Consider the following 25,732-nt stretch of genomic DNA (forward strand, 5'->3'; position numbering starts at 1 on the left):
TAAGGCAACTATAAGTTAGCCTGTATAGCGCATAGCTTTAGCTGTGTGCTATTTTTTTCTTCGAAAGCTGGATTAAAGAAGGTTTTGTTTCTGAATAATATGAAACATAATTCCAATAACCTCCTCTCAATGGCAATTATTGCTTTCTTTTTGATTCCGTGTTTTTGTACTATTCTGGTGTAAATATCTCTGTTTATTTTATTACTCCTGACTGATGTAAGAGCGGGTAAATACATCGCTTTTCGAATGTGCTTGTTTCCCCTTTTCGATATTTTAGACACACCTCTTATTGAGGTTCCCGATTGCCTTTCCTTTACATCTAGCCCCGCATAACTGGCGAGTTGCTTTTTATTCCGAATTAATTCAAATCCATTAGTTTCAGCAAGTAGTATAACGGCGGTTAAACGTCCTACACCTGGGACACTTGTCATATACTTAATTTCGTCATCTAAATCGGGGCTTTTACAAACCACTCGCTCAATATCTGCTTTGATTTCAGACTCTTGTTTATTGAGAAATTTGATGCGTTGTTTCAATCTATTAATGGTTTTTAAGAGAGGATATGCCTCCCTCTCTTCAGCATGAAGCTGGTTCTTTAAAGCAGCCCTTTCGGATACAAGTTGGTCCCGCTCGCGAGTAAGTTGCCGCAACTTTTTATAAGATTCTTTTGGCGGGTTCCAGTCATCTAGTTTACGTTCCAAACCAAAACGTGCAATTGCTTCGGAACACGTTTTGTCATTGACAGTTTTAATCGTCAAAGTTCGCATATAACTGTTAATCTTATTAGGCAAAACAATACTTAGTGAATGCCCTTTACCATGTAGGAAATAAGCTAATTTCTCATGATAGACACCCGTTGCTTCCATTACAAAACGAACTGATATGGATGAATCCATTTTGTCATTCATAAACTGTAACAACTTCATAAATCCTGCCTCGGTATTCTTGAAAGAACACTGGAATAAATAGTATATATCCATTGATTCAGACATCTTTCCAAATGTGACGTCTAAGGTTTTTAATGAGACATCAATACCTACGCTCTGCCTAATGATTTTCTCCATATTGTTGTTTTTATTTTCTTCGCTCCGTGATTTCTTCTTTCACTTTTGTCTCCTGTTGACATTCTGAATATCGCGCGAATGCCGATTTCTTACATTCTTGTTCAAAGTCTGAGAAGAATAAAAGAATGAGGTAATTTCTATACATCAGCATACTTCTAAAGAGTTGCTTTGTGGTTAATCAAACTCTCATTCTTTTCACTTTGCTTGTTTCAAATTAATAAAATACAAACATAGGAGTGGTTAGGTTTCATCTAAGCAGTGGTCAGGTGGCCGATGAATAGTGATCAGGCCGGTTGGTGGTGATTCAGGATAAGTTGATTAGTAAATGGAGCTGTTATTCATTGTCTTTAGAAATTGTCTCATTGTTTTTATTTTGATAAGACAAAGATACGTGGGTAGAACGTAGGGTATTTACGTCCTGTGACGGCTCATGAAAAAGTTTAAAAACCCAGTAAAATCAATAGATCCAGAAGAAATAAATTTACTAAAAAAGCGTTGTTTCCGGCTAAAAAATTGGTCCTTAAATTACTTCTTTACGATCCTCCTTTGCTGATCCCCTATTTTCACCAAATAAACTCCCGAAGAGAGTTCTGAAAAGTCGATTTGTGTTTCCGATTCTTCTGCTAAAATGGTTTTGCAGCATCTTCCTTCCAGAGTCAGGATTGAAATGAGTTGATCCTTTTTGCTTCCGGAAAGTGTGCAGGAGTTTTCTGCTGGATTCGGGACGATTGTCCAGGTGATTTTTTCCAATTCACTGAGCGAAGCCGAACCATCGTATTTGGCAATATAGCTGTTGGAATTATTGATCCCGCCGCCGACATACAAATCGCCATCGTACCACGCTATTCCTTCTATTTCCCGATTCGGGGTCCCTCCACCCAAGGTATCGACAGTTGTTCCGTCAAAAGCGCAGATCCCTTGTCCCATATGAACAGTCGTTCCTTCTACTACACGATCAAAACCACCGGCTATGTACAATTTCGAATTGAAGACTTTCAATGTATGCACAAAAGAATAATCCCCGGAATTATTGTAGTATACCCGGAATCCCGGATCAACCCAAGCCGTTCCGTTCCACTTTGCAACGCATTTCAAAGCTGTTGATCCACTCATGGTAAAATCACCTCCGGCATACAATTCTCCGTTAAAGACACCCATTCCGTAAACCGTCCCGTTAAATCCTTCTCCCAGGTTGTGCCACTGACTTCCATCCCAGCGTGCAATTCCATTCACTGTAATTCCCCCCGCTTTCAGGAAGTTTCCTGCAACGATGAGATCTGTTCCCAAATGACACATGTCATGAGGATACATTACAGGTGCGGTTCCAGCAATATTCCCGCTTAATCCGCTTCCCAACGAATCCCAAGCAGAACCGTCCCACTGCATAATTCCTGAAATTGCTTTGTTTCCTACCCGATCAAATTCTCCGCAAGCAATAATGTTACCGTTATATTCTTCCAAGGCATAAAGGTTAGCTGTCTGAGAACCACCAGATACAGCATTCGTCAGGTAGACACCTTCTCCTACTTTGAAAAAATCCGTTCCTCCATACTGATAAACCCAATTCGAGTCTGTTACTGTTGGTTCATATCCTACGAAATAGAGGAAATTTCCCAGGTATTTCAATTGGTGACCCGCATACTGGTATCCGGTTCCTACAGGCTGAAAGGCACTTCCATCCCATTTTACAATGTGATTGTTAGCCGTTCCACATAGGTTGGTGAAAAAACCTGTTGCGTACAATTCGTTATTGAAGACCTCGAAGTTGTCTACAAAACCATTCCCGGTACCGCAAACAGTTGTCCATTGAGCAAAAAGTGTTGTAGAACTGAGTATTAAGAGGGCTATACCTGTAAGTAAAAGCTTTGTCATAGCTGGTGTTTTTATTGAGTTTTCAATAAATCCGAACGATGAAACCTTACAAAAGGTTGGAAGAATTTTTGAAATCAAACTATTTCGAAAAATATAATTACCCTGGTAACTGGTGGATAATCTTGCACTTATCCTAAACAGGGAATTAATGATCGGAAAACCAAGGAGATTATCCACAATTTTCTAATTTTAGCAGCTATGAAAAAAAGTGAAAGCATATCCAGACAACGGCTTAAATCCATCATTGGCGGATCAATCGGGAACCTGGTGGAATGGTACGATTGGTATGCCTACTCGGCATTCTCGTTGTATTTCTCAGGTGCTTTTTTTCCCGAATCAAATCCTACGGCACAATTACTAAACACCGCCGGAATTTTTGCTGTCGGCTTCCTGATGCGCCCGATAGGCGGATGGATGTTCGGAGGAATTGCAGATAAGATCGGCCGGAAAAAAGCCATGACACTTTCCGTACTATTAATGTCTTTCGGATCCTTATTGATTGCATTGATTCCCTCCTATTCAACGATCGGCGTACTGGCTCCAGTCTTACTTTTAGGGGCAAGGCTGTTACAGGGACTCAGCGTGGGTGGAGAATACGGTGTTTCGGCGACCTATTTAAGTGAAATGGCTACCGAGGACCGGCGCGGTTTCTATTCCAGTTTCCAATACGTAACCTTGGTAGGAGGTTTGCTTATTGCCCTTGGTATTCAATTATTATTGCAAAAACTGATCTTAACGGAAGGACAGCTCCAAAGCTGGGGTTGGCGGATTCCTTTTGTTATCGGAGCAATATTGGCACTGGTTGCCTTGTACCTGCGCAGCAACCTGCATGAAACACAAGCTTTCGAAGCACAACAGGAAAAGAACCGGAACAAAGGAAAGATCAGCGAATTAATGCAGCATCCAAAAGCAATTTTGTTGGTTGTCGGATTGACCCTGGGTGGAACACTTGCTTTCTATACGTATACCAATTACATGCAAAAGTTCCTGGTCAATACGGTCGGCTTGAGCAAAGATGTTTCTACCTTGATTTCTTTTGTAAGCCTTTTGATCTTTGTCATTTTGCAACCACTTTTCGGGGCATTATCCGATAAAATTGGGAGAAAACCCTTACTGGTCGGTTTCGGAGTGCTTGGTACAATTTTCACTGTACCTTTATTAACGGCGCTCAGCCACACACATTCTGCCTGGACTTCCTTTTTTCTGCTCATGGCCGGACTCGTTATCGTAAGCGGCTATACCAGTATCAATGCCATTGTGAAAGCAGAGTTGTTTCCCGCAGAAGTCCGTGCACTGGGAGTTGGTCTTCCCTATGCTTTAACGGTTGCACTATTCGGAGGAACTGCTGAATACCTTGCCTTATGGTTTAAAAATGCAGGACATGAATCCTATTTCTATTGGTACGTGACCGGATGTATCTTCATTTCTTTGCTTGTATACTTTTTTATGAAGGACACAAGAAAAAATTCCTCTCTCAATCAAGATCCGAAAGAACGTTAATTATACCACCAACAATAGGCATTCAGGGAAGTGGCAATCAACAACCATAAAAAATACGGTACAAGCAGGATGGATTTAAATCCCAACACCGGTCCATATCGAAATAAAAGTACAGCAATCAGAAGCGTCAGTGCACCAATGAGAATCAATCCGCCTGAAAGGTGGTGGAAATAAAAGAAAACCGGATTCCAGGCAACATTCAGTACCCATTGAATACTGAACAAGGCAATCAAAGCTTTCCTGTTTTTTACTTTCTCGAGGGCAAAAGCCATGTAAATCGCGAAGCAAATCATGATGGTCGTCCAAGCTGCTCCAAAAACCCAACCGGGAGGAGTCCAGGGTGCTTTATTCAAAGAAAGGTACCATTCGGAAACCACCCCTTTTTCGGTAAAAATTCCTCCAATTCCCAAGGCAACAAAATTGACAACTAAAAAAAGAATAGTTTTGAAAATCATAAGGCTAAAATTTACATAATACGCAATTGGAATCTGTTGAAGTTACGAAAAAAAGAAAACATATTTATCAAAATGCGAATGACTTTCAAAAGGTATTCATTCGTTCTTATTCGGCATAATTAACCTGTGCTTAACATTCTTTTTTCGTTATTTCTGTAATTTTTCGGCATGAAAAAATGCTGTTCTCTCCTTGCAATTATTTTTCTTTCAGTACACTGTACGAAAAGTAAAGTTCCCGTTCCAATTGCTCCTTTTTCTCCCGCTCCCTCAAATTGTCAATTAGCAGATAGTATCTCCTACATTCAAACGATTAGTCCAATTCTCAATGCGAACTGCAATTCATGTCATCAATATCCCGGGGCGGGAAGCATTAGTTTGGATAGTTATTCAAACACCAGGATTTTTGCTCAAAGCGGACAGCTAGTTCAAGCTATTATTCATGATCCGAATTATGTGATTATGCCTCCACCCCCACACAAAGAATTAGACTCTTGCGAAATTAAAGCAATCAAATTATGGGTTCTTCAAGGATGCCAGGATAACTAACGAATTCTTTCATTTAAGTTCCAGAAACAGAATATTCGGTTAGAACATCAATTATTGCTGTCCTATTTAAAGAATTGTTAAAGAGCGGATGATTTGAGTTCTCAATGGGAGATTTCCTGTATTATTGCACACGATATTACACAACGCTTATGCTGAAGCTTCAGCCAAGGCACTGACATACACAACATGACAAAACAATTCACACTCGCTCTGACACTTTTACTGGGACAAAACATCATCGCTCAAACATCCCCGGAACTCAATTCAGCGGAAATCCTTTTGGGAATTAAAAAACTCAACACGGTTGGTTCCGTGCTCTACATTGCAGCACATCCTGACGACGAAAATACCCGTTTGCTGGGATACCTGGCAAAAGAGAAAAACTTCCGTACAGGATATTTGTCTTTAACCCGCGGAGATGGCGGACAAAACCTCATCGGGAAAGAACAGGGAGAGTCTTTGGGCCTGATCCGGACACAAGAATTACTGGCAGCTCGAAGAACCGACGGAGCAGAACAATTTTTCACCCGTGCAAACGACTTCGGGTTTTCAAAAAATCCGGAAGAAACCTTTACCATCTGGAACAAAGACAGCATTCTGAAAGACGTGGTACTGGCTATTCGCCGGTTCAAACCGGATGTGATCATTTGCCGTTTCCCGACAACCGGGGAAGGCGGGCACGGACACCACACGGCTTCTGCCATTTTAGCCCTGGAAGCATTCGACCTGGCAGCCGATCCTACCAAATTTCCGGAACAACTGAAAGAAGTGGAAGTGTGGAAAACCAAACGCATTTTCTGGAACACCTTCAATTTCGGTGGAACTAATACCACCTCGGAGGACCAATTAAAAATAGATGTCGGGACCTATAATCCATTGCTCGGGATCAGTTATGGTGAAGTTGCCGCAAACAGCCGCTCCATGCACAAAAGCCAAGGGTTCGGTTCTGCCAAACAACGCGGGGAAAGTATGGAATATTTCAAATTTCTGAAAGGGGAAGCTGCCGAAAAAGATGTTTTCGAAGGTGTCAACTCATCCTGGAAACGCCTTCCGTCCGGTACGGATATCGAAGGCTTAATATCAGCCTGTATTTCCCATTTCGATCCGCAACATCCGGAAGGTTCTTTGCCGGCATTGGAAAGCATTTATTCGAAAATCAAGCAATTGGATGAAACAAATCCGAATGTACGTTATTGGAAAAACCAGAAATTGACTGCCTGCCAGGAATTGATCCTGCAATGTGCCGGATTGTGGATGGAATCCTATGTTTCAGATTACAGTGCGGTTCCGGGAAGCGAGATCAGCATTTCAAACCAGATCATCGCGCGCAATACCGGGAATGTGAAATTAAATTCTCTGACTTTCCTTGGTCAAACAGATAAAGCAACCGATTTGCAATTGAGCAAAAACAAATTGGAAACAATTGAGCAGAAGGAAAATTTGTCAAAGTCAAGTCCCTATTCTACGCCTTATTGGCTAGCGGAACCACATACTGTTGGAATGTATACCGTGAAAAATCCGGTACTGATCGGAACGCCGGAAAATAAACCTGCAAAGAGTGTGGTGTACCATCTAACGATTGATGGAATAGATTTCCATGTTGAACGCGGATTGGTATTCAAATCAACGGATCCGGTAAAAGGTGAAGTGTATCGTCCATTCGAGATCCTTCCTCCGGCAACCATCAACATCACGGATCAGGTGGTTGTTTTCAGTGCAATGACTCCAAAAGAGGTTTCATTCACCGTTAAAGCAAACCAGTCAAACATCAAAGGAACTGTAAAAGTTGCTGTTCCAACGGGCTGGAAAATCGAGATCAAAAATCCGGAGGTGAACCTGGTGAAAAAAGGCGACGAGCAACTTGTGAAAGCAATCCTGACACCTGAAAAGAACGGAAAAGACGGACAGTTGCGTGCTTCGGTTTCAATCAACGGAAGTGATTATTCCAAAAGCATTACACGCGTTGAATACGACCACATTCCTTACCAATTCTTTTTAAGTGATGCAGAAGCAAAAATCGTATTCCTGGATCTGAAAAAAACAGCCTCTAAGATTGCATACATTCCGGGAGCGGGAGACAATGTGGTTGCCTGTTTAACACAAATTGGTTACGATGTGACTTTATTGACCGACGAGTTACTGGCGAAAGAAGACCTGAGTGTTTATAAGAGTATCGTAACCGGAGTACGTGCTTACAACACCAACGACCGCCTGCCGGTATATTACGATAAGCTAATGGCATATGTTGAGCAGGGAGGAAATCTCATCGTCCAATACAATACAAACAACCGCATTGCTCCGATGGAAACAAAAATCGGACCTTATCCGTTTACGATTTCCAGGGATCGTGTGACCGATGATAATGCACCTGTAACATTTACGAATCCGGAACATCCGGTTCTGCATACACCGAACACCATTACACCGAAGGATTTTGAAGGTTGGGTACAGGAGCGCGGAATTTATTTCGCTACCGAACTCGATCCGCATTACGAGACGGTCTTTTCCATGCAGGACCCGAATGAAAAGCCGAGCAAAGGAAGTTTGATTATTGCCAAACACGGAAAAGGGAATTTTGTTTACACCGGACTGGTGTTTTTCCGGGAATTACCGGCAGGAATTCCGGGAGCATACCGTTTGTTCGTGAATTTATTGAGTTTGCCGCAAAATAAGAACTAGCGATAGCTAGTGATAAGAAACAAGCATTACGCCTTCGCTGATCGCATGCCGCCTTAGCTTTAGCGATGGCACAAGCTACTGCGTAAGCGTTAGTGCAGTTTCAAAACAAAAATTGAGAATGAGATTTGATGGAAGAAGAAAACGATCATAAAAACTGGAACTGGGCATATGCCGTGGTAATTGGTGTACTCGCTGCGCTGATTGTTTTCTTTTACTTTTTTACCCAGCATTTCTCATGAGTACCATTGACTGGATTGTCCTGATCGTAACACTGCTTGCTGTGATCGGATATGGTTTATACAAAAGCAAAAGCGAAAAAACCCTGGACGGCTATTTTAAAAGCAGTAATTCCATGAGTTGGATCCTCATCCTGCTTTCCATCATGGGAACCCAGGCCAGCGCCATTACGTTTCTTTCAGCACCCGGTCAAGCCTATACGGACGGAATGCGTTTTGTTCAATATTATTTCGGTTTACCGCTGGCAATGGTGGTTTTATGTGTCACCTTTATTCCGATCTACCATAAATTAAAAGTTTTTACGGCCTATGAATACCTGGAACAGCGGTTCGATCTGAAAACGCGTTCCCTGGCCTCCATCCTGTTTTTGGTGCAACGTGCACTTTCTACCGGGATCAGCATTTACGCCCCATCGATTATTTTGTCGTCGCTGCTTGGCTGGAATATCTATTATACCAACCTGGTTATGGGTGGGTTCCTGATCATTTATACCGTAACCGGTGGAACGAAAGCAGTAACGTATACGCAAATGCAGCAATTGATCGTGGTGTTTATCGGTATGTTCCTGGCAGGATATCTTGTGGTCCATATGCTGCCAGAGGACGTCAGTTTTTCGGATGCGTTGCATGTAGCCGGTAAAATGGGAAAACTGAATGTCATCGAAACAAAAATCGATGTCACGGATTCCGCATGGTGGAAGGACAAGTACAATATCTGGAGTGGAGTGATCGGTGGATTCTTTCTGGCTCTCTCCTATTTCGGAACAGATCAATCACAGGTCGGACGATATTTAACAGCAAAAAACACCAAGGAAAGCCGCACCGGGTTATTGATGAACGGCCTGGTCAAAGTACCGATGCAGTTCCTCATCCTGTTGGTGGGAAGTTTGGTTTTTGTATTCTACATGTTCTTCCAGTCGCCGATTTTCTTCAACCAAAAAGAAGTGGATCAAGTGCTTGCATCAGAGTATCAAACAGAGTTCCGGACTCTCCAGGTGAAAAATGATTCCCTAAATACCGTTCGCCAGATACAAACGACTTCTTTGGCGGAAGCATTGCACACGAATGACCGGGCAGCAATTAAAACCTTGCAAACCGATTTGCTGCAGATCGAAACTCAAACGAAAGCAGTTCGGGAACAAGCATTGTCCATAATGAAAAAAGCGAACAGTGCGGCGGATACCAACGACACGAATTACATTTTCCTTTATTTCGTTGTAGAGAACCTTCCCAAAGGATTAATCGGCTTATTGATTGCTATGATCTTCCTTGCTGCCTGGGGAAGTATTGCCGCAGCATTGAATTCGCTTGCTTCAACCACTGTGATTGATTTGTATAAACGATTGTGGGTAAAAGACAAGAACGAATTGCATTATTACAAAGTATCGCGCTGGTTTACCTTCGGGTGGGGAATTTTCGCCATTGCAACTGCCATGTTTGCTAGTAAACTGGGAAGTTTGATCGAAGCAGTAAACGTATTGGGGTCTTTGTTCTACGGTACAATCCTGGGAATCTTCCTGGTGGCATTTTACCTGAAACGGATCGGCGGGAAAGCCGTTTTCCTGGGAGCGATCATTACAGAAATACTTGTAATCGGAATTTATGCCATCGACGTGATTTCTTTTCTGTGGCTGAATGTAATCGGATGCTTACTGGTGTTGTTGATTGCGGGGATTATCCAGTTGTTCCTCAAACCAATAGAACGAAAAGAAGATGAGAATCTGGAAATCAAGCGTTCCAATAATCCGGACTTACTGGATCATTAATATTTTTCCGGCTGTCAATTCTCAATACGTTCCGCTAATGTCTGTTCGAGTTTCAGTTATAGGCTAAAGTATCAAGAACAACATGCGTAATACTCGAATTGACAGTTAAGAAAAACAAAAAAGCCCTTCTACCGAAGCAAAAAGGCTTTGAATTATTTGTTGGAATTCCTTATTTATTCTCTGCCAATAATTTTTCTCCCAAAGCAACGTAATCATCATTTTTGGCATCTTTTGCCAACGCGATGGATTTCTCAGCACTTGCTTTTCCTGCAGCCTTGTCCCCCAATTTGTATTCAATGCGTGCTTTCAGGTTGAACATGTAAAATGCAGTTGGGTTTTCCTCTGTTGCTTTTGTAGCCCAAACCAATGCTTGTTTCAGATCTTTCCCATTGTCGAAATAATAGCTCGCAGCTCTGAAGTATTCCGGTTTCTCGGATTTCATGGATTCATCGATGCTTTGCATGACACGAGCGTCGATGTCCGTCGTCATTTTGATGGCAATCACCGTATTCTCCCAAAGCAGCATTAGTTTCGATTCTGTTGCGGAAATATCACCGATATTGATCATCAGTGATTCCATTTTCATCGGGATTTTGATGGCTTTCACTTTGAAACGCAATACTTCGTTCTCTGTTTTGTAATCTCCGACATTCCCGTTCAGTGTCAAATCTTTGTACAACATGATTTCCCAGCTGTCTTTGTTTGGGATCGTATATAAACCGTAAGTTCCCGGTTTAACAACATTTCCTTCCAATTTCACTTCATCTGTGAACGTAATTTTTGTTGTCGCATTTGCCCCGGTTCTCCAAATCTTTCCGTAAGGCACCACATCTCCGAAGATGGTACGTCCTTTTACTCCAGGGCGAGAGTATTCAACGGTTACTTCTCCCAAACCGAATTTTTGAGTAACTGTTTGTAATGGACTTGGTGCCGGTACGGTAATTTTTTGTGCAGCAGCTCCCAAAGAAAGCATTCCGAATGCCAGGAATAAAACCGCCTTGTTTGTAATGTTCATTTTCATATTGATTCTTATTTGAATTTGCATCGTGAAAATAGGGCTTATTTAGCTAACAAAAGCGGATTTAACGTTTTATTAGGATTTAGGAATTCAAGCGTTCGAGAATTCTCGAATGCTTTAAAAACAGGAGAATACCGATTCGGTAAAACTCGAATTCCAGAATTATGTAATTATAATGTATTAAGAAGAAACACTCTCAACGGATGGGCTAAAACGCTGGTCCTATCCAGCTGACCATTCGATTCTATGGATAGTCAAGAATACCAACATTATTGAAAAAAAGAATTGCAGACGAATACAAAGAATACGTGATTAAGACTTTAATTTAGAAATTTTCCAGGTTATTATCGCGTTTTTGCTTCAACTGCTTGTAAAAAGAAGGAGAAAGACCGGTTACTTTCTTGAATTGATTCGATAAATGGGCAACGCTGCTGTAATTGAGCTTGTAGGATATTTCAGTCAAATTCAACTCATCGTATAACAAGAGTTCTTTGACTCGTTCTATCTTATTGAGGATAATAAATTGCTGAATAGTCATTCCTTTGACTTCTGAAAAAACATTGGAAAGGTAGGTGTAATCGTAGTTCAATTTTTCACTGATGTAGTCTGAATAATTGATTTTGAGTGTATCTTCCGAATAATGGATCATTTCAATGATTACGGCTTTAATCTGCTCAATCAAAATACTCTTTTTGTCCTCCATTAATTCTAAACCGGAGTTTAGTAAGTTTACACGCAGCGTTTCGCGGTCTTCGGCTGAGATATCCTCCATGATTTGAACCATTCCCAGATCAACAACAACGAAATCCAAACCCAGCTTAGCCAATTCGGCTTTTACGACCATTTTGCAGCGCTGGCTTACCATATACTTGATGTACAGTTTCAAATTGCAAAGGATTTAATTAAAATTCAATAAAATAGTAATGGAAATAATTCAAATTTTAATCCTCGTAACCACTTTTAATTGTTGTGCAAATCATCTTGAATTGCTCATTAGCATTGAATTTATGTCTTGCATGTGCCGGAATAATAATACCTTCTCCCAACTTCAATGTGAATATTTTTTTATCTATGATAAGTTCCGCTGAACCATCAATAATTTGGACATATGTGTCAAAAGGAGAATGTTTCTCCTCTAATTCCTCACCTGCATCTAAAGAGGACACCGTTATATTTCCGGTCGTTTTTTTAATAATCGTTTTACTCAGAATTGCATTGGGCACATACTGAATGATTTCGACAACGATATGGGATTTAGCTTTTTCAATTTCTATCTCATTGTTGTCTGTGTTGCTCTTCATGGCGATTTAATCTTATTGAATTGATGACTATTATTTAGAATTGCTTTCTTGCTGAACCTCAATCCGTTTCTCCTTCATTTTTTTAAAGTAAAACGGTGTTAAATCAGTTACTTTCTTAAATACCCGTGTTAATTGGGCCCCATTCCTGTAATGCATTTTTTGTGCAATTTCCTTTACTTTCAGATCTTCATACAGGAGCATTTCCTTCATGCGTTCCACTTGCTGTATTAAAATAAACTGGGGTAAATTGATTCCATGTACCTCAGAAAATAAATATTTGATCTCTGAATAATCAAACGCTAAATTCTTTACCAGATAATCCGGGTATTCCTGCCTGGACATTTCAGGATGCTTATAGATCAAATCAATAATTGTTGCTGAGATACGATCCAGTAATTTACTATTCGCACTGTCCAAAACTTCAAATCCTAATGACAGAATACGTTCCTGAAACTGAATCTTTTGTTCTGCAGATAATTCTTCCTGAAATTCAACCATTCCCTGGTTAATCTTGGGCATAATAACGCCCAGTTTTTTTAATTCTGCACCAACCATTTTCTTGCAGCGGAGGCTGACCATGTACTTTATATAGATTTTCAAAATATGGTTGTTATTGAATGTTTGTGAATGTACAACTATTTATACCCCCGACCTAATTAATAACTGCTTTTAAATTGATTTTCAATAAATTAATCTTAAAAAGATGCATCCAAGTCAAAAAAACACAAGCCACCCGATAAAAACTTATCCAAATGACTTGTATCCCGTTAATCTGGTTTCAGATTATCGCAACCAGGATGGTTATTTTTTGTCTGCAATTAATTCCATTCCATCGTTGGCTTTATCCTTCAGCTTATCTGTCCGATCTTCCGCATCCTTCATCAACTTAGCCCTGGTATTTTTCCCTTTATCGGGTGCTAACAAAATCCCGGCTGCCAAACCGACTGCCGCTCCCGCAACTAAAGATCCGACGATCTTTGATGCGTTACCGGATTTCTTTTTATTCTTCTCTTCACCCGTTTTCATATTCATTGATTTTTTAATGATGAATTTAGCAACATGCCCCGCTAATCTGATTACTGCCTCCATTTGCCCTGCTATTTTCCAATTGGTAATAACTTCCCGATACGACTTAAATCTTAAATCCGATCGTCAATTGTACAAACTGATTTCTGTAGCGTGGCGTCGTAGATGTTCCGTCACCTCTGTTATTTTGAAGGTCCCATGAAGCTCTCCCGGAAACTACGACATGATAGATATTAATATCAAATCCGGTAGAGATGCCGAGCATATTCTTGCGAATATTATCGTTCTTAAACTCCTTCTCTTGCGCAGTGCTGTTATTCCCGAAAGTATATTCATTCCGCTCACTTACCCGGAAAGATACCTGAGGCCCAACCAAGATAGTCAGAAAGGCAAGTGGTTTGATCTGAAACTGGAGTGGAATGTCAATCCAATTCGTTGTTTTCTTATACGAATATGAAGTACCCAGTAATGTTCCTGAAGCCCGAAACCCTTTTTGAGAGAACAGCACCTCTGGTTGAACTCCGATGTACCTTCCGATCGGAATCCCAACAAAAACACCACCTGCAAATCCCAATTTAGCATCCGCATCAAAATCTTCTCCTTTAGAATCCCAAACATTGGATAAATTAGCTCCTGCCTTTACTCCAAAAGTAAAATTTTCACGGCGATCATATTTTTCAGATTCCTGTGCTGTTCCTGTAACAACAATTCTAAGTACAGCGAAGAGAATTAAACCTATTTTTTTCATTTGAATGTATTTAAACGTGGAAGTATTTCCACTTGATAAAGGTCATCCTATTTAGAACGGATACCTTTACATAGTAAGTCTAAAAGCTTACATCAATCACTTGTTTAAGCAGCTACACTAAATAAACCAATACTTTTTTTTTGATTCCAGTTCATATTTTTCCAAGAGCTCCAGCAACTGGTTGTGATACTTCCTTAAATCGGCTAATTTGATTGACGAATCTTTACTGTTTGTAAGAATTTCAGGCATTTCATTCAAATACTTTGAAAGCTCGGGCCGATTCTTTTTAATTTCCAGGATGCGGGCCAATATTTTATTTGTTTCCGCCTGATGGATCCGGTAAACCCGGTGTTTCGTACTTAAAAATCCCAAAGAGGAACCAACAAATTCCCGAAACCTGTTTAATAACGAATTACTTACTTGATTTTCCATTTTTTAACTGTATAAAAAAAGGAGCTGCCGAAGCGCACTCCCTTCCTAACCAATTCTCAGAACAACTACTCTACTATTGATTTTAGCAATAGAGAATTCCTGTTCTTCCTAATTGTTTATTTGTATTACCTGATGGCGTCTTCCCCAAAATCCTTTAGCGATTTTTCCAGTTCACGCAGATCACTATCAAACTTATGTCGAAACTCTTTCAAGTCTTCCGCGTTATCGCCTCTGTATTTGCGCATACGTAATTCTAACTCGTCGTTTCGTTTCCGCATGGCAACAATTTTTTCATTCCTGACGGCTAAAACTCCCTCTTTTAAGAATGTTTTTTGGTCCTGGAGCTTTGCAATCTTCAATTTGTTTTCTCTCAAGTCAGATTCTACTGACAACCGATAAACGGCGATTTCTTTGGCATAGTTTTCATTGGCTCTATCCAACTCATTCTGTGCGTTTTGAACATTTTCAGACGCCTCCTCCACTTTTTCTGCTTTTGTTGTTGTACAAGCAGCAATAAGGACTACCAGGATTGGCAGTATCCAAAAAGATGTATTGTTTTTTTTCATCACTTCAATTTTTAGGTAACTGTGTTTAATGCGCTAAAAGTTCTTAGTTGATGTTCATGAGTTACTTCATAATTTCCATCAAAGATTCACTTTCAAGGAATTTGGTACACATGATATTTAAACTAAAAAGTGCCTATTTGTTGTTTGAACCTATAGGCACCTTTTACACAAGATCTAAAAACAGGAACTATTGATATTCAATACGTGTTTTGAACTATGCTGTAAGAAAGATTAAACTTCACATTTATTGATGATATTGATCACCTCCTCACGTTTTTTATTCAGCCTGGTTTCAACTCGCTGAAGTAATTCATTTTCCTTACCCGGTTCAAATTTTAAATCCGAATCTGTTAATTGATTGAATTTCTCTTTCAACTGCTCAGATTGTTTTTTCCAATCACCTGAAATTTTGAATGACTCTGCTTTTTTATCTGAGTTGGTAGTTGTGTTTCTTGAATCTGTTGACATAACGTTTGTTTTAAAATGAATACTCTTTGTAGTATCAAAGGTGATCTTTAATGCCTCCTGAAGCATTACACAATAAAACACCATTGTTACACAAATCCCATGTATTCTGGCCTTAAAACATAAATTTCACCTGTAATCTGGCTGAGAATGGAGTTCCGGGAGTAAAATGAATTTCCGATACGGGTTGAGATTCATCCTTTAGCCGGGATTCCGTTAAAAACTGGGTTTCATTCCAGTTCACATTGAAGAGGTTGTTTACAATTCCGGTAATGACAACTGATTTATGCTGATAGCCTAAGGTAAAATCATTCACAAAATACCCTTTTGCCAGGACGCTTCTGTCTTCATTTGCTGCTCTGTCTCCCATATACCGGTAAGAAAGGGTCGCGAAGATGCCTTTTTTGAAATTGAACTGTACTTTTCCGTCCGAAGTGAAAACCGGTGCCAAAGGAATGTAATTCTGGCCTTTCGGTTCGCTTACCGCCCGTGCATGGGAATAATTCAGATTGGAATAGAGAAACAGCCACTTGGTTGGCTGAAAAGTCAATCCGGCATCAAATCCCAAACGCTGCGAACGACCACTTGGCTCTACCACACCGGCATCCCCCACATACACAAACTCCTGCTCGGACAGCAAATACCACAAAACACCATTAAACAATAAATTCTTTGTGATTTTCCAAGTGGTTCCCAAATCGGTTCCCAAGGCCAAAGGCAACGCTTTCTTATTCAGATTATCCGATGAAAGCAAAACACGTGCATCGTTGGAGTGGTACCCGATTCCTGATTTCAGGTAAAGTTGTACATCGTCCGTAACGTTATACAGCAAAGATACTTTGGGTAAAAGCACCGCTTGAGATAAGCTCTTCGGTTGATAAACACTGTCCTTCAAATTGTTGTAATAGAATGTTACATTGTCTCCTCTTAGCGCTGCACTGAGCACGAAACGGTTGATTTCCAGTTTACCCGAAACATACCCGAATAGATTGGTTTCATTGATGTTTCCCAATTGAACCAGGTTGCGTAATTGAGTGCGTCCGGTTGTTTGGGCCAAACCGATGTTATTGATGTCATCGTAACGGAACCCACCACCACCTGCAAAGCTAAAAATGGTTCTTTCGTTCACTGCAAAGGTCTTTTTATATTCCGATTTCCCGCCATAAATTTTCCGGCTTTCGTATTGGTGAATCTGATCTCCGTTGACCGAATCTTCCAGGAAAAAGGTGAAATTCGAAAAGAGCGAAAAATCATACATGGAGACAAAAAAATCACTTTTTAAAGTCGACGAAGCATTGAGCTTTTGAATCACTCCCAACTGCACATTTGACCGGGATGTTTTTCCTCCTTCCGTGTTGTCAATTGCGCCGAATCGCGAGATCATACCGTTTGCAACTGCTCTTTCCGGGATCTGCCCGGATGCATTCCAACTACTTTGAAAAGTGGACGCAGAAAGCGTAATCTTAAAGTTAGGGGAAATGGCCCCGGTATATTTTCCGTAGAAATTAATCCGTCTAAAATCCTGCGGTGATTCAAAATAATTGTCTGTTTGGAAATAATCCGCTGCGAAATAGGCATTGTTCCGTTGATTTTCCAATATCTTCACTCCTGCGGTAATCTTTTTGTGATCAAACATTCCATATTCCCCGGAAACAAAACTTTTGGATAATTGTTCCCTGGTCTGAAAATCCACCGAACCGGCAGTAGCTAAATCACCTTTTGTTATGTCATAGGGCCCCTTTTCAAAATGGATCTTGTCGACCACTTCCGGCATTACAAAATGAAAGTCAGCATATCCCTGACCGTGTGCATGAGAAACCATATTTACCGGCATTCCATCCAGTGAGAGAGCAACATCTGTACCGTGATCGATATCAAATCCACGCAGAAATAGCTGTTCTGCTTTTCCTCCTCCTGCATGTTGCGCAACGAATAATCCCGGGACCAAAGTCAATAATTCCTGTGCCGAACGAACCGGCTGAAGTGTCAGGTTGATATTCGCCGTTTGTGTCAATTGCGTTCGATTCCCGGTAACTTTCACCTCACTCAACTCCGTAGCATTTTCTATTAACCGGAACAACACATGCTTCTCAAAGTAGCTTTCATTATCGATCAGGAAAATCTGTTTTTGATATCCCTGGCTTTCAATCCGAATAGAATCTCCCAGATGTACATCTGTCAAAACAAATTCTCCCAATCCATTGGTCATACTGTATTTTGCCGAACCGTTAAGACTCACCCTCGCGTTCTGAATTCCCTGGGACTCCTGGTCAACAACGATTCCATTAATGCTATGGGCAAAGGAATTCGAAAGGAACAAGAGCCCCGACAGAAGCATCAAATACTTTCTTGTCAGCATAGTGAAATCAGTCTTTTTCATCAGATAAGGTTTAAATTACCCGACTAGGAAATCATTTTTCTCGCACGTTCAACAAACAGGTGATCCTGGTACGGATCGATTGAAAATGCCTTCTTGATTTGTTTTTTGTCGTTATTGATCAATCCACTGATACAATACAATTCAGCATCCTGCTTGTTGGTCTTCATGGCTATCCTGGCATGTTTTGCAGCATTTTCTTTATCCCCGTTCGCATAGTAAGCAAAAGCCAGTAACCGATTCACATCGATGTTATTCGGACGTAATTGGTATTCCTTCAAGCCCAGATCAAGCGCCCGTTTGTAATCTTTTTTGAAATCCAGCAGGAAGAATGCAAATTCCATATTGACGTTGTGCCCGGATTCAATATCTTCCTGGAACATGGACTCAATTCTGGGAACCAATCGTTTCATCTCCGTTTTTTTGCCTTGTTTTTGATACAATTTGGCCTGGTCCATAATGAAGCTGATCTCAGGAACAGCATTCAAAGCAACTGCATACAGCGAATCTGCCTTTTTGTAATTTCCCCATTTGCCTTCAATACTCGCCATTCCGGCAATTCCAAACGGGTAATTGGCTCGCTCCTTTGCGGCAAATTGGTAATAGGCCATCGCGGAATCCAACTGATTATGATTCTCCAACATTTTACCCATTGTCACGATCGTCCAGCATTTGTATTCGGAATAGGGAGCACCGGCCTCAATGGCTTGTTCCATGGATTTGATACTGCCTTTCATATCTCCATAAATTTCGCGCAGGTACGAAATACGGCTGTAAGAGCGCAGGTCCGGGCGAATGGAAATCATTTGATCACAATTCTTTACTGCTTCTTCGTAATTCCCTATTTCCACATTTGCATCCACCAAAACCCCGTAAATCCCGGAATTCGTGTTGTTCAGTGCCAATGCCTTTTTGCCGGTGAGCAGGGCATCGTTGAATTTATGCTGGGATAATTGAACGGTGGATTTATAGAACAATGCCGTGAAATGCTGATCAGGAGTCATTTTGGTCGTATCTTTCAATGTTTCGTTTAATGTCACCAAAGCTGCATTGTAATAATACGGATGTTCTCCGGTTACACGCGCTTCATAGATATAGATCTCAGACAATTTGATTAAACTTTCGATTTTTGTTTGCTCGTTTTCAGCCTCAAAAGAAAGTTTGTTGAATTTTTCCTTGATCTTCAAAAATTCATCATATGATAAATCCTTTTCACGTTCCAACAACTGGGGAATTTGAAAGCCTTGTTTCGCTGTCACAACTTCCTCTTCTCCTTCTTTGGATGAATCGCAAGAAGAAACAAGCGATGAGGTCAGTAATAAAGCTGCAAAGGAAAATACATAAAGGGAGTAACTATTTTTTTTCATATCTGTAGTGTTTAGCATTTAATAATCATAGAAGAACTGAAACAGATACGAACCCAAGCGAGCTTTGGATTTTTGGAAGACACATTTTCTTCCCGCGAATAAACGAATAACAAACTTTGTTCAATGAGAACGAATACTGTAAACGGTGTTTACGACTAACGAACAACCCGTTCTATTCTAATTGGCTTTCACCGAAATTTACCAAAATGCCAAGTGGTAAAATTTCTATTCATTCGAAGAAAGACACGGTATAAAAATAGGGACGTCCCACATGTGCGAGACGTCCCTACCCATTTTCTGTTTAATTGGCTTACGATTTTACAACCTTCACCAATTTGCTTGCTTTTCCTTTCGGTCCTTTGATGTTCACACGTGCATAATATACGCCTGTCACCAAACCTGCAGTATTGAATGATTCGCTATGTTTTCCGGAAGACTGATTGGTATTCGGCAGAACCGTTCCAACCAATTGACCGGATAGTGTATACAAACGAATCTCAACCTGAGAATCCGCATCTAAGTTGTACTCAAAATTCACCGAGCTTGTAAATGGATTCGGGTACGCTTTGATTGCATATTTTTCCGCACTTACAGTATTCTCAGCCAATCCGGCTGTTGTAGAAGGCGAAAGAATTGCCGGTTGCGTATAGGTATATGGTTTACCCAAACAATTATCTGTTCCGCGATGAGGTGCCGCCACATATGGGAAAACGCTTGTAAACGGAACATCATTCGCTTCGACTCCGGTTGAATAGGTCAAAACTCCTAATAAATCCGGAGTAACCGGGTTTGGTCCTCCGGCTGTGTAATCATCGTACCACAAACCGATTGCTGCCAATACCACTCCGCTTACTGCCTGTAATTCGATGCGCGTTACATCGTCTTCCAAACGACGTCCGTTCGGGAACCCGTCCATATTCGGAATAAATTCCAGGTTGGCATTTGAATTGTATGGAGCTTGAGTCAATCCCAAAACAGCCGCCTGAATCAATCCCAACGGACTGAAATCCGGTGAATTACGCGGAGTTGCCGGAACAGCCATATTCAAACGCAACATATCACCGAATGTCGGTAAGAAATTGTTAATGAACGGTTTTCCAACAGCCAGTGGATTTCCATTTTTACCTGTAGCCAATTGATACGGTGCCAAATTCGGAACTCCAGTGTGGAAGATCGGCAATAAATCTACGGAACGTGGTTTTCCCTGACGAAGCAGGTAATTCCCGAACAACAAGGTATCCAAAGCTGTTCCTGCTCCGGCATTGGTAGCACGTAAAGGCCACAAACCGTCGTGAGTATTTCCGAAATCGAATGCCTGCAATGAATTGTGTTGAATTCGCAACGGAGCAAATGCCGGCACTGCGCCACCGAATTGACTGTCATCCATGTACAAAGCCAACTCCGGGTTACAGAAATTATCTTCCATTGCCGGGTTTTCGTTGTAAGGAGTTCTTGAATTCCATTCATCCTTTTGTCCCAGTGGAATTACCGCCTCATTGGTTAAAGGCATTCCCAAACGAGACACTTGGATCCAGTTTCCTGATTCCGCAAATGCTCCCGTTGACGGATTCAATGTGCGTGTTTCCTGGCGACTTGCAGATGCCCATACTCCGATCACGTAATCACTATCCAGGATGTTTGTTGCAGCACTTACGGGTTGACCATTTTTCTGTAAAACAGAAACAGGTACCTGAATTGCAATGGTACTGACATTCAAACACTGAAGTGCGTCCTGAGGAGTTCCTCCGTTTTGACGCGGAGCGTCCCCCAAATCGAAGATTCCTCCCAAATCCACGAAGAACGGATCGTCCGAAGGTCCGCAGAACACTTTTTCGTTCATTCCGGTGGTTTCAATCGCATTATCCATCAGGTTTTGGTACGTATCACCCAAACCGACCACATTGTTCTCAATGGAGCGCGGACCGATATTTGGCGGCGGAACAATTCCCGCTGCAATAACCGTAGTGAAGGGACCGCCATTGATACTGCGTTCCATCATATAGGTTGTTTTATGATTCTCATTTCCCAAACGGATATCAAAGAAAGTAGTCGGATCTTCATTCGTTTGAGAAAAGGTAAACCGGTATGTGATATCATCACCTGCAGTTCCATCATTTTCAATGTGGATCTCATAACGGATGTTTTCACCGAAACTGTAGTAATTCGGTCCGCCATGCGGGACCTGTAAAGGGACATAATTTGCAATGATGGTAATTGAATTCGGATCATTCGGGCTTTTGAACGCATAAAGGTCCGTATTATCCGCCAAGGGATCATTTGCAATAAGCGGCGCTTCTCTGTGACTTGAAGCGAAGACCGTTCCAAACGGAAGCACCACAAATAAATATTTAATTAACTTTTTCATCTTTTAAAATTTTATGTGAAACTTCGATTAGTCTTTACCTACCCAAGGTGAAGCAACATAAGGGAATGAAGTCTTAAATGCCACATCGTTTTGTTCTACTCCCGTGGAATAGTTCAACACATTTACCAGTAAATTAGTAACCGGTGACTGAGCCGAAGACGATGCATTGTAATCATCATACCACAATCCGATAGCTGCCAATACAACACCGCTCACTGCCTGCAATTCGATACGGGTAACGTCATCCTCCAAACGGCGTCCGTTCGGGAATCCATCCATATTCGGAATAAACTGAATGGCGGTCGTGGTGTTGTAGGTCGGATCCGTTAATCCAAGAACAGCAGCCTGAACCAGTCCCAACGAACTAAATGAAGCACTGTTTCTCGGAGTTGCCGGTACAGCCATATTCAAACGTAACATATCGCCTCCATTCGGCAAGAAGTTATTAATGAATGGTTTTCCTGCAGCTAAAGGGTTTCCATTTTTCCCTGTAGCCAATTGATATGGAGCCATATTTGGAACTCCCGTATGGAAAATCGGCCATAAATCCACAGATCTTGGTTTTCCCGCAGCCGGTAATAACAATGTTCCGAAAACCGCATCATCCAATGCCGTTCCTGCCACTGCTGCCGAATTCTTTAATGGGAACAATCCATCGTGTCCGTTTCCGAAATCAAATCCTTGCAGGGAATTACGCTGAATGCGCAGACCTGCAAATGCGGGAACTGCCCCACCAAACAAACTGTCATCCATGTACAAAGCCAGTTCCGGATTGTAGAAATATTCATCCAAAGTAGTTTCAGCCAATTCCTGGTAAGGAGTCAGTGAATTCCAGTAATCTTTTTTCCCAACCGGGATGACCGCTTCATTAGTCAGAGGCATGCCCAAACGGGAAACCTGAACCCAGCTACCTGTGTAACCCTGGTTACCGGCAGTCAGTGTTCGTGTTGTTTGCCGGCTGGCAGAAGCCCACACTCCAATCACGAAATCCGGGTCCAGGATGTCTGAAGCGGAAGAAACTCCCAGACCATCTTTTTGAAGAACCGAAACCGGAATCTTGATCGCAATGGAATGTGTGTTGAATTTCGCCAAACCGTCTCTCACAACGCCTCCGTTATTTTGACGTGGGGCATCTCCCAAATCGAAGATTCCTCCCAGGTCAACAAAAAACGGATCGTCTGAAGGCCCGCAAAATACCTGTCCTCCCTCCGGCGTTGTGTAAATGGAACTTGCGATCAAATCTTCGTATGATGCAACTCCCAGACCAACCGGACTCGTAATGGATCGATCACCAATGTTCGGAGGCGGAACTGCCAAGCCGGTCATGAACGTGGTGAAAGTTGCTCCTCCGTCCGTACTTTTTTCGATCATGTAGGTTGTTTTCAGGTTTTCCTGACCTAAGCGAACATTAAAAAAAGTGGTCGGATCCCCGTTCGTTTTAGAGAATGTGAAACGATAAGTAATATCGTCTCCCGGAGTCGATGCATCATTGTCTACATGGATTTCATAACGAATGTTTTCCCCGAAACTGTAGTAGTTCGGTCCGCCATTTCGAAATTCAGTCGGAATGTAATTGGCAATGATTGTAATGGAATTCGGGTCATCGGGGCTCTTGAATGCATACACATCGGTATTGTCTGCCAATGGGTCATTTGCAATCAAAGGTGCTTCTCTGTGACTCGAACCGTAGCTTAGCGAAGCCATGCTTCCTGCTAAGATAAACGAGAATAAGATTTTTTTCATCCTTTTCATAATTAATTAGTAAATAGTCTATTATCTCCTAAATGGAATCAGAGATGAAGTACATACGCATAAATCGGTGATCCAGATTTTGAAGTGCCGATAAAAATTACTTTTCTGTCCCGGGGTCTTTAAAAATCACAGAGAAACTCCTGTTTCAATCCACATACCGATTCCCCACTACCACTCACCGATTTCCTGTTTTCCTTCCCGAACTGCAGAATTAATTTTGGTCTTGCAAACAAATGTTAAAAGATAAGTTTTTTTAGTTCGGAATTTTCAGAACTAAAAAAACCATCTAACTTTGCAGGAACCAATTTTGTTCACCGCGACGGACAGAACTTAAAAAAAAAGTATGACAAACGTTCAATTGACTCAGGAGCAAAGAGAACTCATCGAAAGAATGGGTGTTTTTTATGAGCAACATGGAATTCCGCCTATGGAAGGTCGTATTATGTCACTGCTTATTGTTTGTGATGAGCCCGAACTCACTTTTGACCAGATTCGCGAACTGCTCGGAATCAGTAAAAGTGCAACCAGCTCAGCTCTGAATATGCTTTTGCTTACACAACGGGCCATTTACAGAACAAAACCCGGAGATCGTAAACGCTACTTCGCCAGCAACATTGTCCAATGGCAGGAAGGATTTACAGAGAACTTTCAGAAGTTCTTCGGTGTCATCAAGATCATGAAAGAAGCTTTGGCACAGCGAACTCCAAAAACTCCTGAATTCAACGGACAGATGGCTGAATTCATTGAATTTATCGAATACCTGAGTGTTGAATTTCCAAGACTTTACCAGGAATGGTGCAACCGCAATACATCGAATAATAATAACCAATAACACAACAACCAGTATGAAGGAAAGAATACAAAACCGTCGCCTGAGCTTACTGATGCTGCTTGTCCTTTTGGCCGGGAGCGTGAGCTTTGCCAGGGCGCAATCCGGTCAGATGTCGCTGCAACAATGCGTCCAATATGGCCTGACAAAAAACAAAGGGTTGCTGAAATCGAAATTAGAGATCGATCGCGCCAATGAAAAACGGACAGAGACCCGTTCTGAATATTTGCCACAGGTAAACGGAACCATCTCTTTCCAGGACAATCTGAAGCTTCAGACATCGATCCTTCCAGGAGAATTGATCGGTCAGCCCGGAACACAGGTTCCGGTCCAGTTCGGTACGAAATACAACACGAGTGCCGGAATCGATGCGAAACAGGTGATCTACAATCAATCACTGATCTATGGTATGAAATTGACGAAACAGAGCACCAAAGTCTCTGAAATCAATGCCCGAAAGACAGAAGAACAATTGATCTATGATATTGCAAGTGCGTACTATGCGGCGCAGATTTCCTTTACTCAGAAGAAATTGGTCGAATCAAACCTGGGGCAGATAGATTCCTTGTTTAAGATCACTCAAATCCAGTTCGAGAACGATGCCGCAAAACAATTGGATTTAGACAAGCTGACCGTTAACAAGACCAACCTTCAGACGGAATTGATTACAATTACTGCGAGTTACGAGCAACAATTGATGCTGTTAAAGTATTACATGGGAATGCCGCTTGATGAAGCGATTGAAATTGCTGCAATCAACATTGACGAGCAATCTGCAACCATTATAGACACCAAGTCACTGAACAGTACAGACCTGGAGCTAATTCAGGCACAAAGAGAGATCTATTCGGTGACCTTACAGCAGATCAGAGCAGGTTATTTACCTTCGCTTTCATTGAGTTTTCAATCGTCCGTGCAAAATATGCAAAACAATCTGCGCATGTTCGACAAAAATGCAAAGTGGTTCCCGACTTCCTATGTCGGATTGAATTTATCGATTCCAATCTTTGACGGACTTGCAAAAAACTCCCGTGTGAAGCAAACAAAAATCCAATTGGAACAATCGGTTTTGGAAGAGGAATACCTGGCTGAAAATTTGAAAATGCAGCGCGATAACGCAAACAATACCTTAAAAGCAAACCAGGCAGCTTTGACAAGTCAAAAAAGCAATATTGACCTGGCTCAAAAAGTATATGCGGTAACACAAGCCCAGTTTATCGGCGGAATTGCAACAGTCACAGACCTTGTAAATGCGGAAACATCTTTAAGGGATGCCCAGACAAATTACCTAAAAGCATTGGTCCAAGTAAAATTGGGTGAACTCGACCTCATTAAATCAACAGGAAATATCAGAACATTAAACTAAGT

At 41.4% G+C, this 25,732-nt stretch carries 21 protein-coding genes; 5 read left to right on the forward strand and 16 right to left on the reverse strand.

Going from position 1 to position 25,732, the window contains the following annotated elements; translation table 11 throughout:
- Window positions 1-8: 8 nt before the first annotated feature.
- Window positions 9-1,064, reverse strand: coding sequence for an IS110 family RNA-guided transposase (locus tag FO442_RS13175; RefSeq protein WP_144333667.1), 1,056 nt, complete (start codon window positions 1,062-1,064; stop codon window positions 9-11).
- Window positions 1,065-1,589: 525 nt separating this feature from the next.
- Window positions 1,590-2,936 (reverse strand): T9SS type A sorting domain-containing protein, encoded by a 1,347-nt coding sequence (locus tag FO442_RS13180; RefSeq protein ID WP_144333668.1) that lies wholly within the window; start codon window positions 2,934-2,936, stop codon window positions 1,590-1,592.
- 198 nt (window positions 2,937-3,134) lie between these two features.
- Between FO442_RS13180 and FO442_RS13185 the strand changes: the two genes are divergently transcribed.
- A complete protein-coding gene (locus FO442_RS13185) occupies window positions 3,135-4,436 on the forward strand; it encodes an MFS transporter (protein WP_144333669.1) in 1,302 nt (433 codons plus the stop codon).
- Here FO442_RS13185 and FO442_RS13190 read toward each other — a convergent pair.
- Window positions 4,433-4,891 carry a TspO/MBR family protein gene (locus FO442_RS13190; RefSeq protein ID WP_144333670.1) on the reverse strand — a complete coding sequence of 153 codons (459 nt, stop codon included), beginning with the start codon at window positions 4,889-4,891 and terminating at the stop codon, window positions 4,433-4,435. The two genes, FO442_RS13185 and FO442_RS13190, sit on opposite strands and share 4 nt — an antisense overlap.
- Window positions 4,892-5,623: 732 nt before the next feature.
- On the opposite strand from FO442_RS13190, the gene FO442_RS13195 reads away from it, so the two are divergent.
- Together FO442_RS13195 and FO442_RS13200 are read left to right on the forward strand one after the other, a co-directional pair.
- A complete protein-coding gene (locus tag FO442_RS13195) occupies window positions 5,624-8,116 on the forward strand; it encodes a PIG-L family deacetylase (RefSeq protein WP_144333671.1) in 2,493 nt (830 codons plus the stop codon).
- Between the two features lie 235 nt (window positions 8,117-8,351).
- On the forward strand, window positions 8,352-10,118 hold the full coding sequence (locus FO442_RS13200; RefSeq protein ID WP_144333672.1) for a sodium:solute symporter family protein: 1,767 nt from the start codon (window positions 8,352-8,354) through the stop codon (window positions 10,116-10,118).
- A 169-nt stretch (window positions 10,119-10,287) separates the two neighbouring features.
- Here FO442_RS13200 and FO442_RS13205 read toward each other — a convergent pair whose 3' ends face one another.
- The 13 genes from FO442_RS13205 to FO442_RS13265 all read right to left on the reverse strand — a co-directional run bounded on the left by FO442_RS13205 (window position 10,288) and on the right by FO442_RS13265 (window position 23,526).
- Complete coding sequence (locus FO442_RS13205) at window positions 10,288-11,139, reverse strand: DUF2911 domain-containing protein (RefSeq protein WP_222101998.1); 852 nt, start codon at window positions 11,137-11,139, stop codon at window positions 10,288-10,290.
- A 322-nt stretch (window positions 11,140-11,461) separates the two neighbouring features.
- Window positions 11,462-12,022, reverse strand: coding sequence for a helix-turn-helix domain-containing protein (locus FO442_RS13210; protein ID WP_246073852.1), 561 nt, complete (start codon window positions 12,020-12,022; stop codon window positions 11,462-11,464).
- Window positions 12,023-12,077: 55 nt separating this feature from the next.
- Complete coding sequence (locus tag FO442_RS13215; RefSeq protein ID WP_144333674.1) at window positions 12,078-12,437, reverse strand: cupin domain-containing protein; 360 nt, start codon at window positions 12,435-12,437, stop codon at window positions 12,078-12,080.
- 30 nt (window positions 12,438-12,467) lie between these two features.
- Complete coding sequence (locus FO442_RS13220; protein WP_186280118.1) at window positions 12,468-13,037, reverse strand: helix-turn-helix domain-containing protein; 570 nt, start codon at window positions 13,035-13,037, stop codon at window positions 12,468-12,470.
- A 201-nt stretch (window positions 13,038-13,238) separates the two neighbouring features.
- Window positions 13,239-13,526 carry a YtxH domain-containing protein gene (locus tag FO442_RS13225; protein ID WP_246073853.1) on the reverse strand — a complete coding sequence of 96 codons (288 nt, stop codon included), beginning with the start codon at window positions 13,524-13,526 and terminating at the stop codon, window positions 13,239-13,241.
- Window positions 13,527-13,569: 43 nt separating this feature from the next.
- Window positions 13,570-14,211 (reverse strand): porin family protein, encoded by a 642-nt coding sequence (locus tag FO442_RS13230; protein WP_144333676.1) that lies wholly within the window; start codon window positions 14,209-14,211, stop codon window positions 13,570-13,572.
- Between the two features lie 117 nt (window positions 14,212-14,328).
- Window positions 14,329-14,643: a hypothetical protein gene (locus tag FO442_RS13235; protein ID WP_144333677.1), complete on the reverse strand. Its 315-nt coding sequence runs from the start codon at window positions 14,641-14,643 to the stop codon at window positions 14,329-14,331.
- Window positions 14,644-14,768: 125 nt separating this feature from the next.
- A complete protein-coding gene (locus FO442_RS13240; RefSeq protein WP_144333678.1) occupies window positions 14,769-15,209 on the reverse strand; it encodes a peptidase M23 in 441 nt (146 codons plus the stop codon).
- Window positions 15,210-15,440: 231 nt separating this feature from the next.
- Window positions 15,441-15,677 (reverse strand): CsbD family protein, encoded by a 237-nt coding sequence (locus FO442_RS13245; protein WP_144333679.1) that lies wholly within the window; start codon window positions 15,675-15,677, stop codon window positions 15,441-15,443.
- 112 nt (window positions 15,678-15,789) lie between these two features.
- Window positions 15,790-18,054: a TonB-dependent receptor gene (locus FO442_RS13250; protein WP_144333680.1), complete on the reverse strand. Its 2,265-nt coding sequence runs from the start codon at window positions 18,052-18,054 to the stop codon at window positions 15,790-15,792.
- A gap of 23 nt (window positions 18,055-18,077) precedes the next feature.
- The gene (locus FO442_RS13255) at window positions 18,078-19,418 is read right to left on the reverse strand and encodes a tetratricopeptide repeat protein (RefSeq protein WP_144333681.1); all 1,341 of its coding nucleotides are present in this window, start codon (window positions 19,416-19,418) and stop codon (window positions 18,078-18,080) included.
- Between the two features lie 310 nt (window positions 19,419-19,728).
- On the reverse strand, window positions 19,729-21,783 hold the full coding sequence (locus FO442_RS13260; protein ID WP_144333682.1) for a DUF4331 family protein: 2,055 nt from the start codon (window positions 21,781-21,783) through the stop codon (window positions 19,729-19,731).
- A gap of 27 nt (window positions 21,784-21,810) precedes the next feature.
- The gene (locus tag FO442_RS13265) at window positions 21,811-23,526 is read right to left on the reverse strand and encodes a DUF4331 domain-containing protein (RefSeq protein WP_144333683.1); all 1,716 of its coding nucleotides are present in this window, start codon (window positions 23,524-23,526) and stop codon (window positions 21,811-21,813) included.
- A 352-nt stretch (window positions 23,527-23,878) separates the two neighbouring features.
- On the opposite strand from FO442_RS13265, the gene FO442_RS13270 reads away from it, so the two are divergent.
- The gene (locus FO442_RS13270) at window positions 23,879-24,367 is read left to right on the forward strand and encodes a GbsR/MarR family transcriptional regulator (protein WP_144333684.1); all 489 of its coding nucleotides are present in this window, start codon (window positions 23,879-23,881) and stop codon (window positions 24,365-24,367) included.
- 13 nt (window positions 24,368-24,380) lie between these two features.
- The gene (locus FO442_RS13275) at window positions 24,381-25,730 is read left to right on the forward strand and encodes a TolC family protein (protein ID WP_144333685.1); all 1,350 of its coding nucleotides are present in this window, start codon (window positions 24,381-24,383) and stop codon (window positions 25,728-25,730) included.
- Window positions 25,731-25,732: the final 2 nt, after the last annotated feature.

Origin of the sequence: Fluviicola chungangensis, from assembly GCF_007558725.1 — a bacterium.
Lineage (GTDB): Bacteria > Bacteroidota > Bacteroidia > Flavobacteriales_D > Crocinitomicaceae > Fluviicola > Fluviicola chungangensis.

Excerpts from the sequence above, each read along its gene's own strand:
- FO442_RS13175 (WP_144333667.1), bottom strand. The coding sequence starts at position 1,064 with ATGGAGAAAATCATTAGGCAGAGCGTAGGTATTGATGTCTCATTAAAA.
- FO442_RS13180 (WP_144333668.1), bottom strand. The coding sequence starts at position 2,936 with ATGACAAAGCTTTTACTTACAGGTATAGCCCTCTTAATACTCAGTTCT.
- FO442_RS13185 (WP_144333669.1), top strand. The coding sequence starts at position 3,135 with ATGAAAAAAAGTGAAAGCATATCCAGACAACGGCTTAAATCCATCATT.
- FO442_RS13190 (WP_144333670.1), bottom strand. The coding sequence starts at position 4,891 with ATGATTTTCAAAACTATTCTTTTTTTAGTTGTCAATTTTGTTGCCTTG.
- FO442_RS13195 (WP_144333671.1), top strand. The coding sequence starts at position 5,624 with ATGACAAAACAATTCACACTCGCTCTGACACTTTTACTGGGACAAAAC.
- FO442_RS13200 (WP_144333672.1), top strand. The coding sequence starts at position 8,352 with ATGAGTACCATTGACTGGATTGTCCTGATCGTAACACTGCTTGCTGTG.
- FO442_RS13205 (WP_222101998.1), bottom strand. The coding sequence starts at position 11,139 with ATGAAAATGAACATTACAAACAAGGCGGTTTTATTCCTGGCATTCGGA.
- FO442_RS13215 (WP_144333674.1), bottom strand. The coding sequence starts at position 12,437 with ATGAAGAGCAACACAGACAACAATGAGATAGAAATTGAAAAAGCTAAA.
- FO442_RS13225 (WP_246073853.1), bottom strand. The coding sequence starts at position 13,526 with ATGGAGGCAGTAATCAGATTAGCGGGGCATGTTGCTAAATTCATCATT.
- FO442_RS13230 (WP_144333676.1), bottom strand. The coding sequence starts at position 14,211 with ATGAAAAAAATAGGTTTAATTCTCTTCGCTGTACTTAGAATTGTTGTT.
- FO442_RS13235 (WP_144333677.1), bottom strand. The coding sequence starts at position 14,643 with ATGGAAAATCAAGTAAGTAATTCGTTATTAAACAGGTTTCGGGAATTT.
- FO442_RS13240 (WP_144333678.1), bottom strand. The coding sequence starts at position 15,209 with ATGAAAAAAAACAATACATCTTTTTGGATACTGCCAATCCTGGTAGTC.
- FO442_RS13245 (WP_144333679.1), bottom strand. The coding sequence starts at position 15,677 with ATGTCAACAGATTCAAGAAACACAACTACCAACTCAGATAAAAAAGCA.
- FO442_RS13250 (WP_144333680.1), bottom strand. The coding sequence starts at position 18,054 with ATGAAAAAGACTGATTTCACTATGCTGACAAGAAAGTATTTGATGCTT.
- FO442_RS13255 (WP_144333681.1), bottom strand. The coding sequence starts at position 19,418 with ATGAAAAAAAATAGTTACTCCCTTTATGTATTTTCCTTTGCAGCTTTA.
- FO442_RS13260 (WP_144333682.1), bottom strand. The coding sequence starts at position 21,783 with ATGAAAAAGTTAATTAAATATTTATTTGTGGTGCTTCCGTTTGGAACG.
- FO442_RS13265 (WP_144333683.1), bottom strand. The coding sequence starts at position 23,526 with ATGAAAAAAATCTTATTCTCGTTTATCTTAGCAGGAAGCATGGCTTCG.
- FO442_RS13270 (WP_144333684.1), top strand. The coding sequence starts at position 23,879 with ATGACAAACGTTCAATTGACTCAGGAGCAAAGAGAACTCATCGAAAGA.
- FO442_RS13275 (WP_144333685.1), top strand. The coding sequence starts at position 24,381 with ATGAAGGAAAGAATACAAAACCGTCGCCTGAGCTTACTGATGCTGCTT.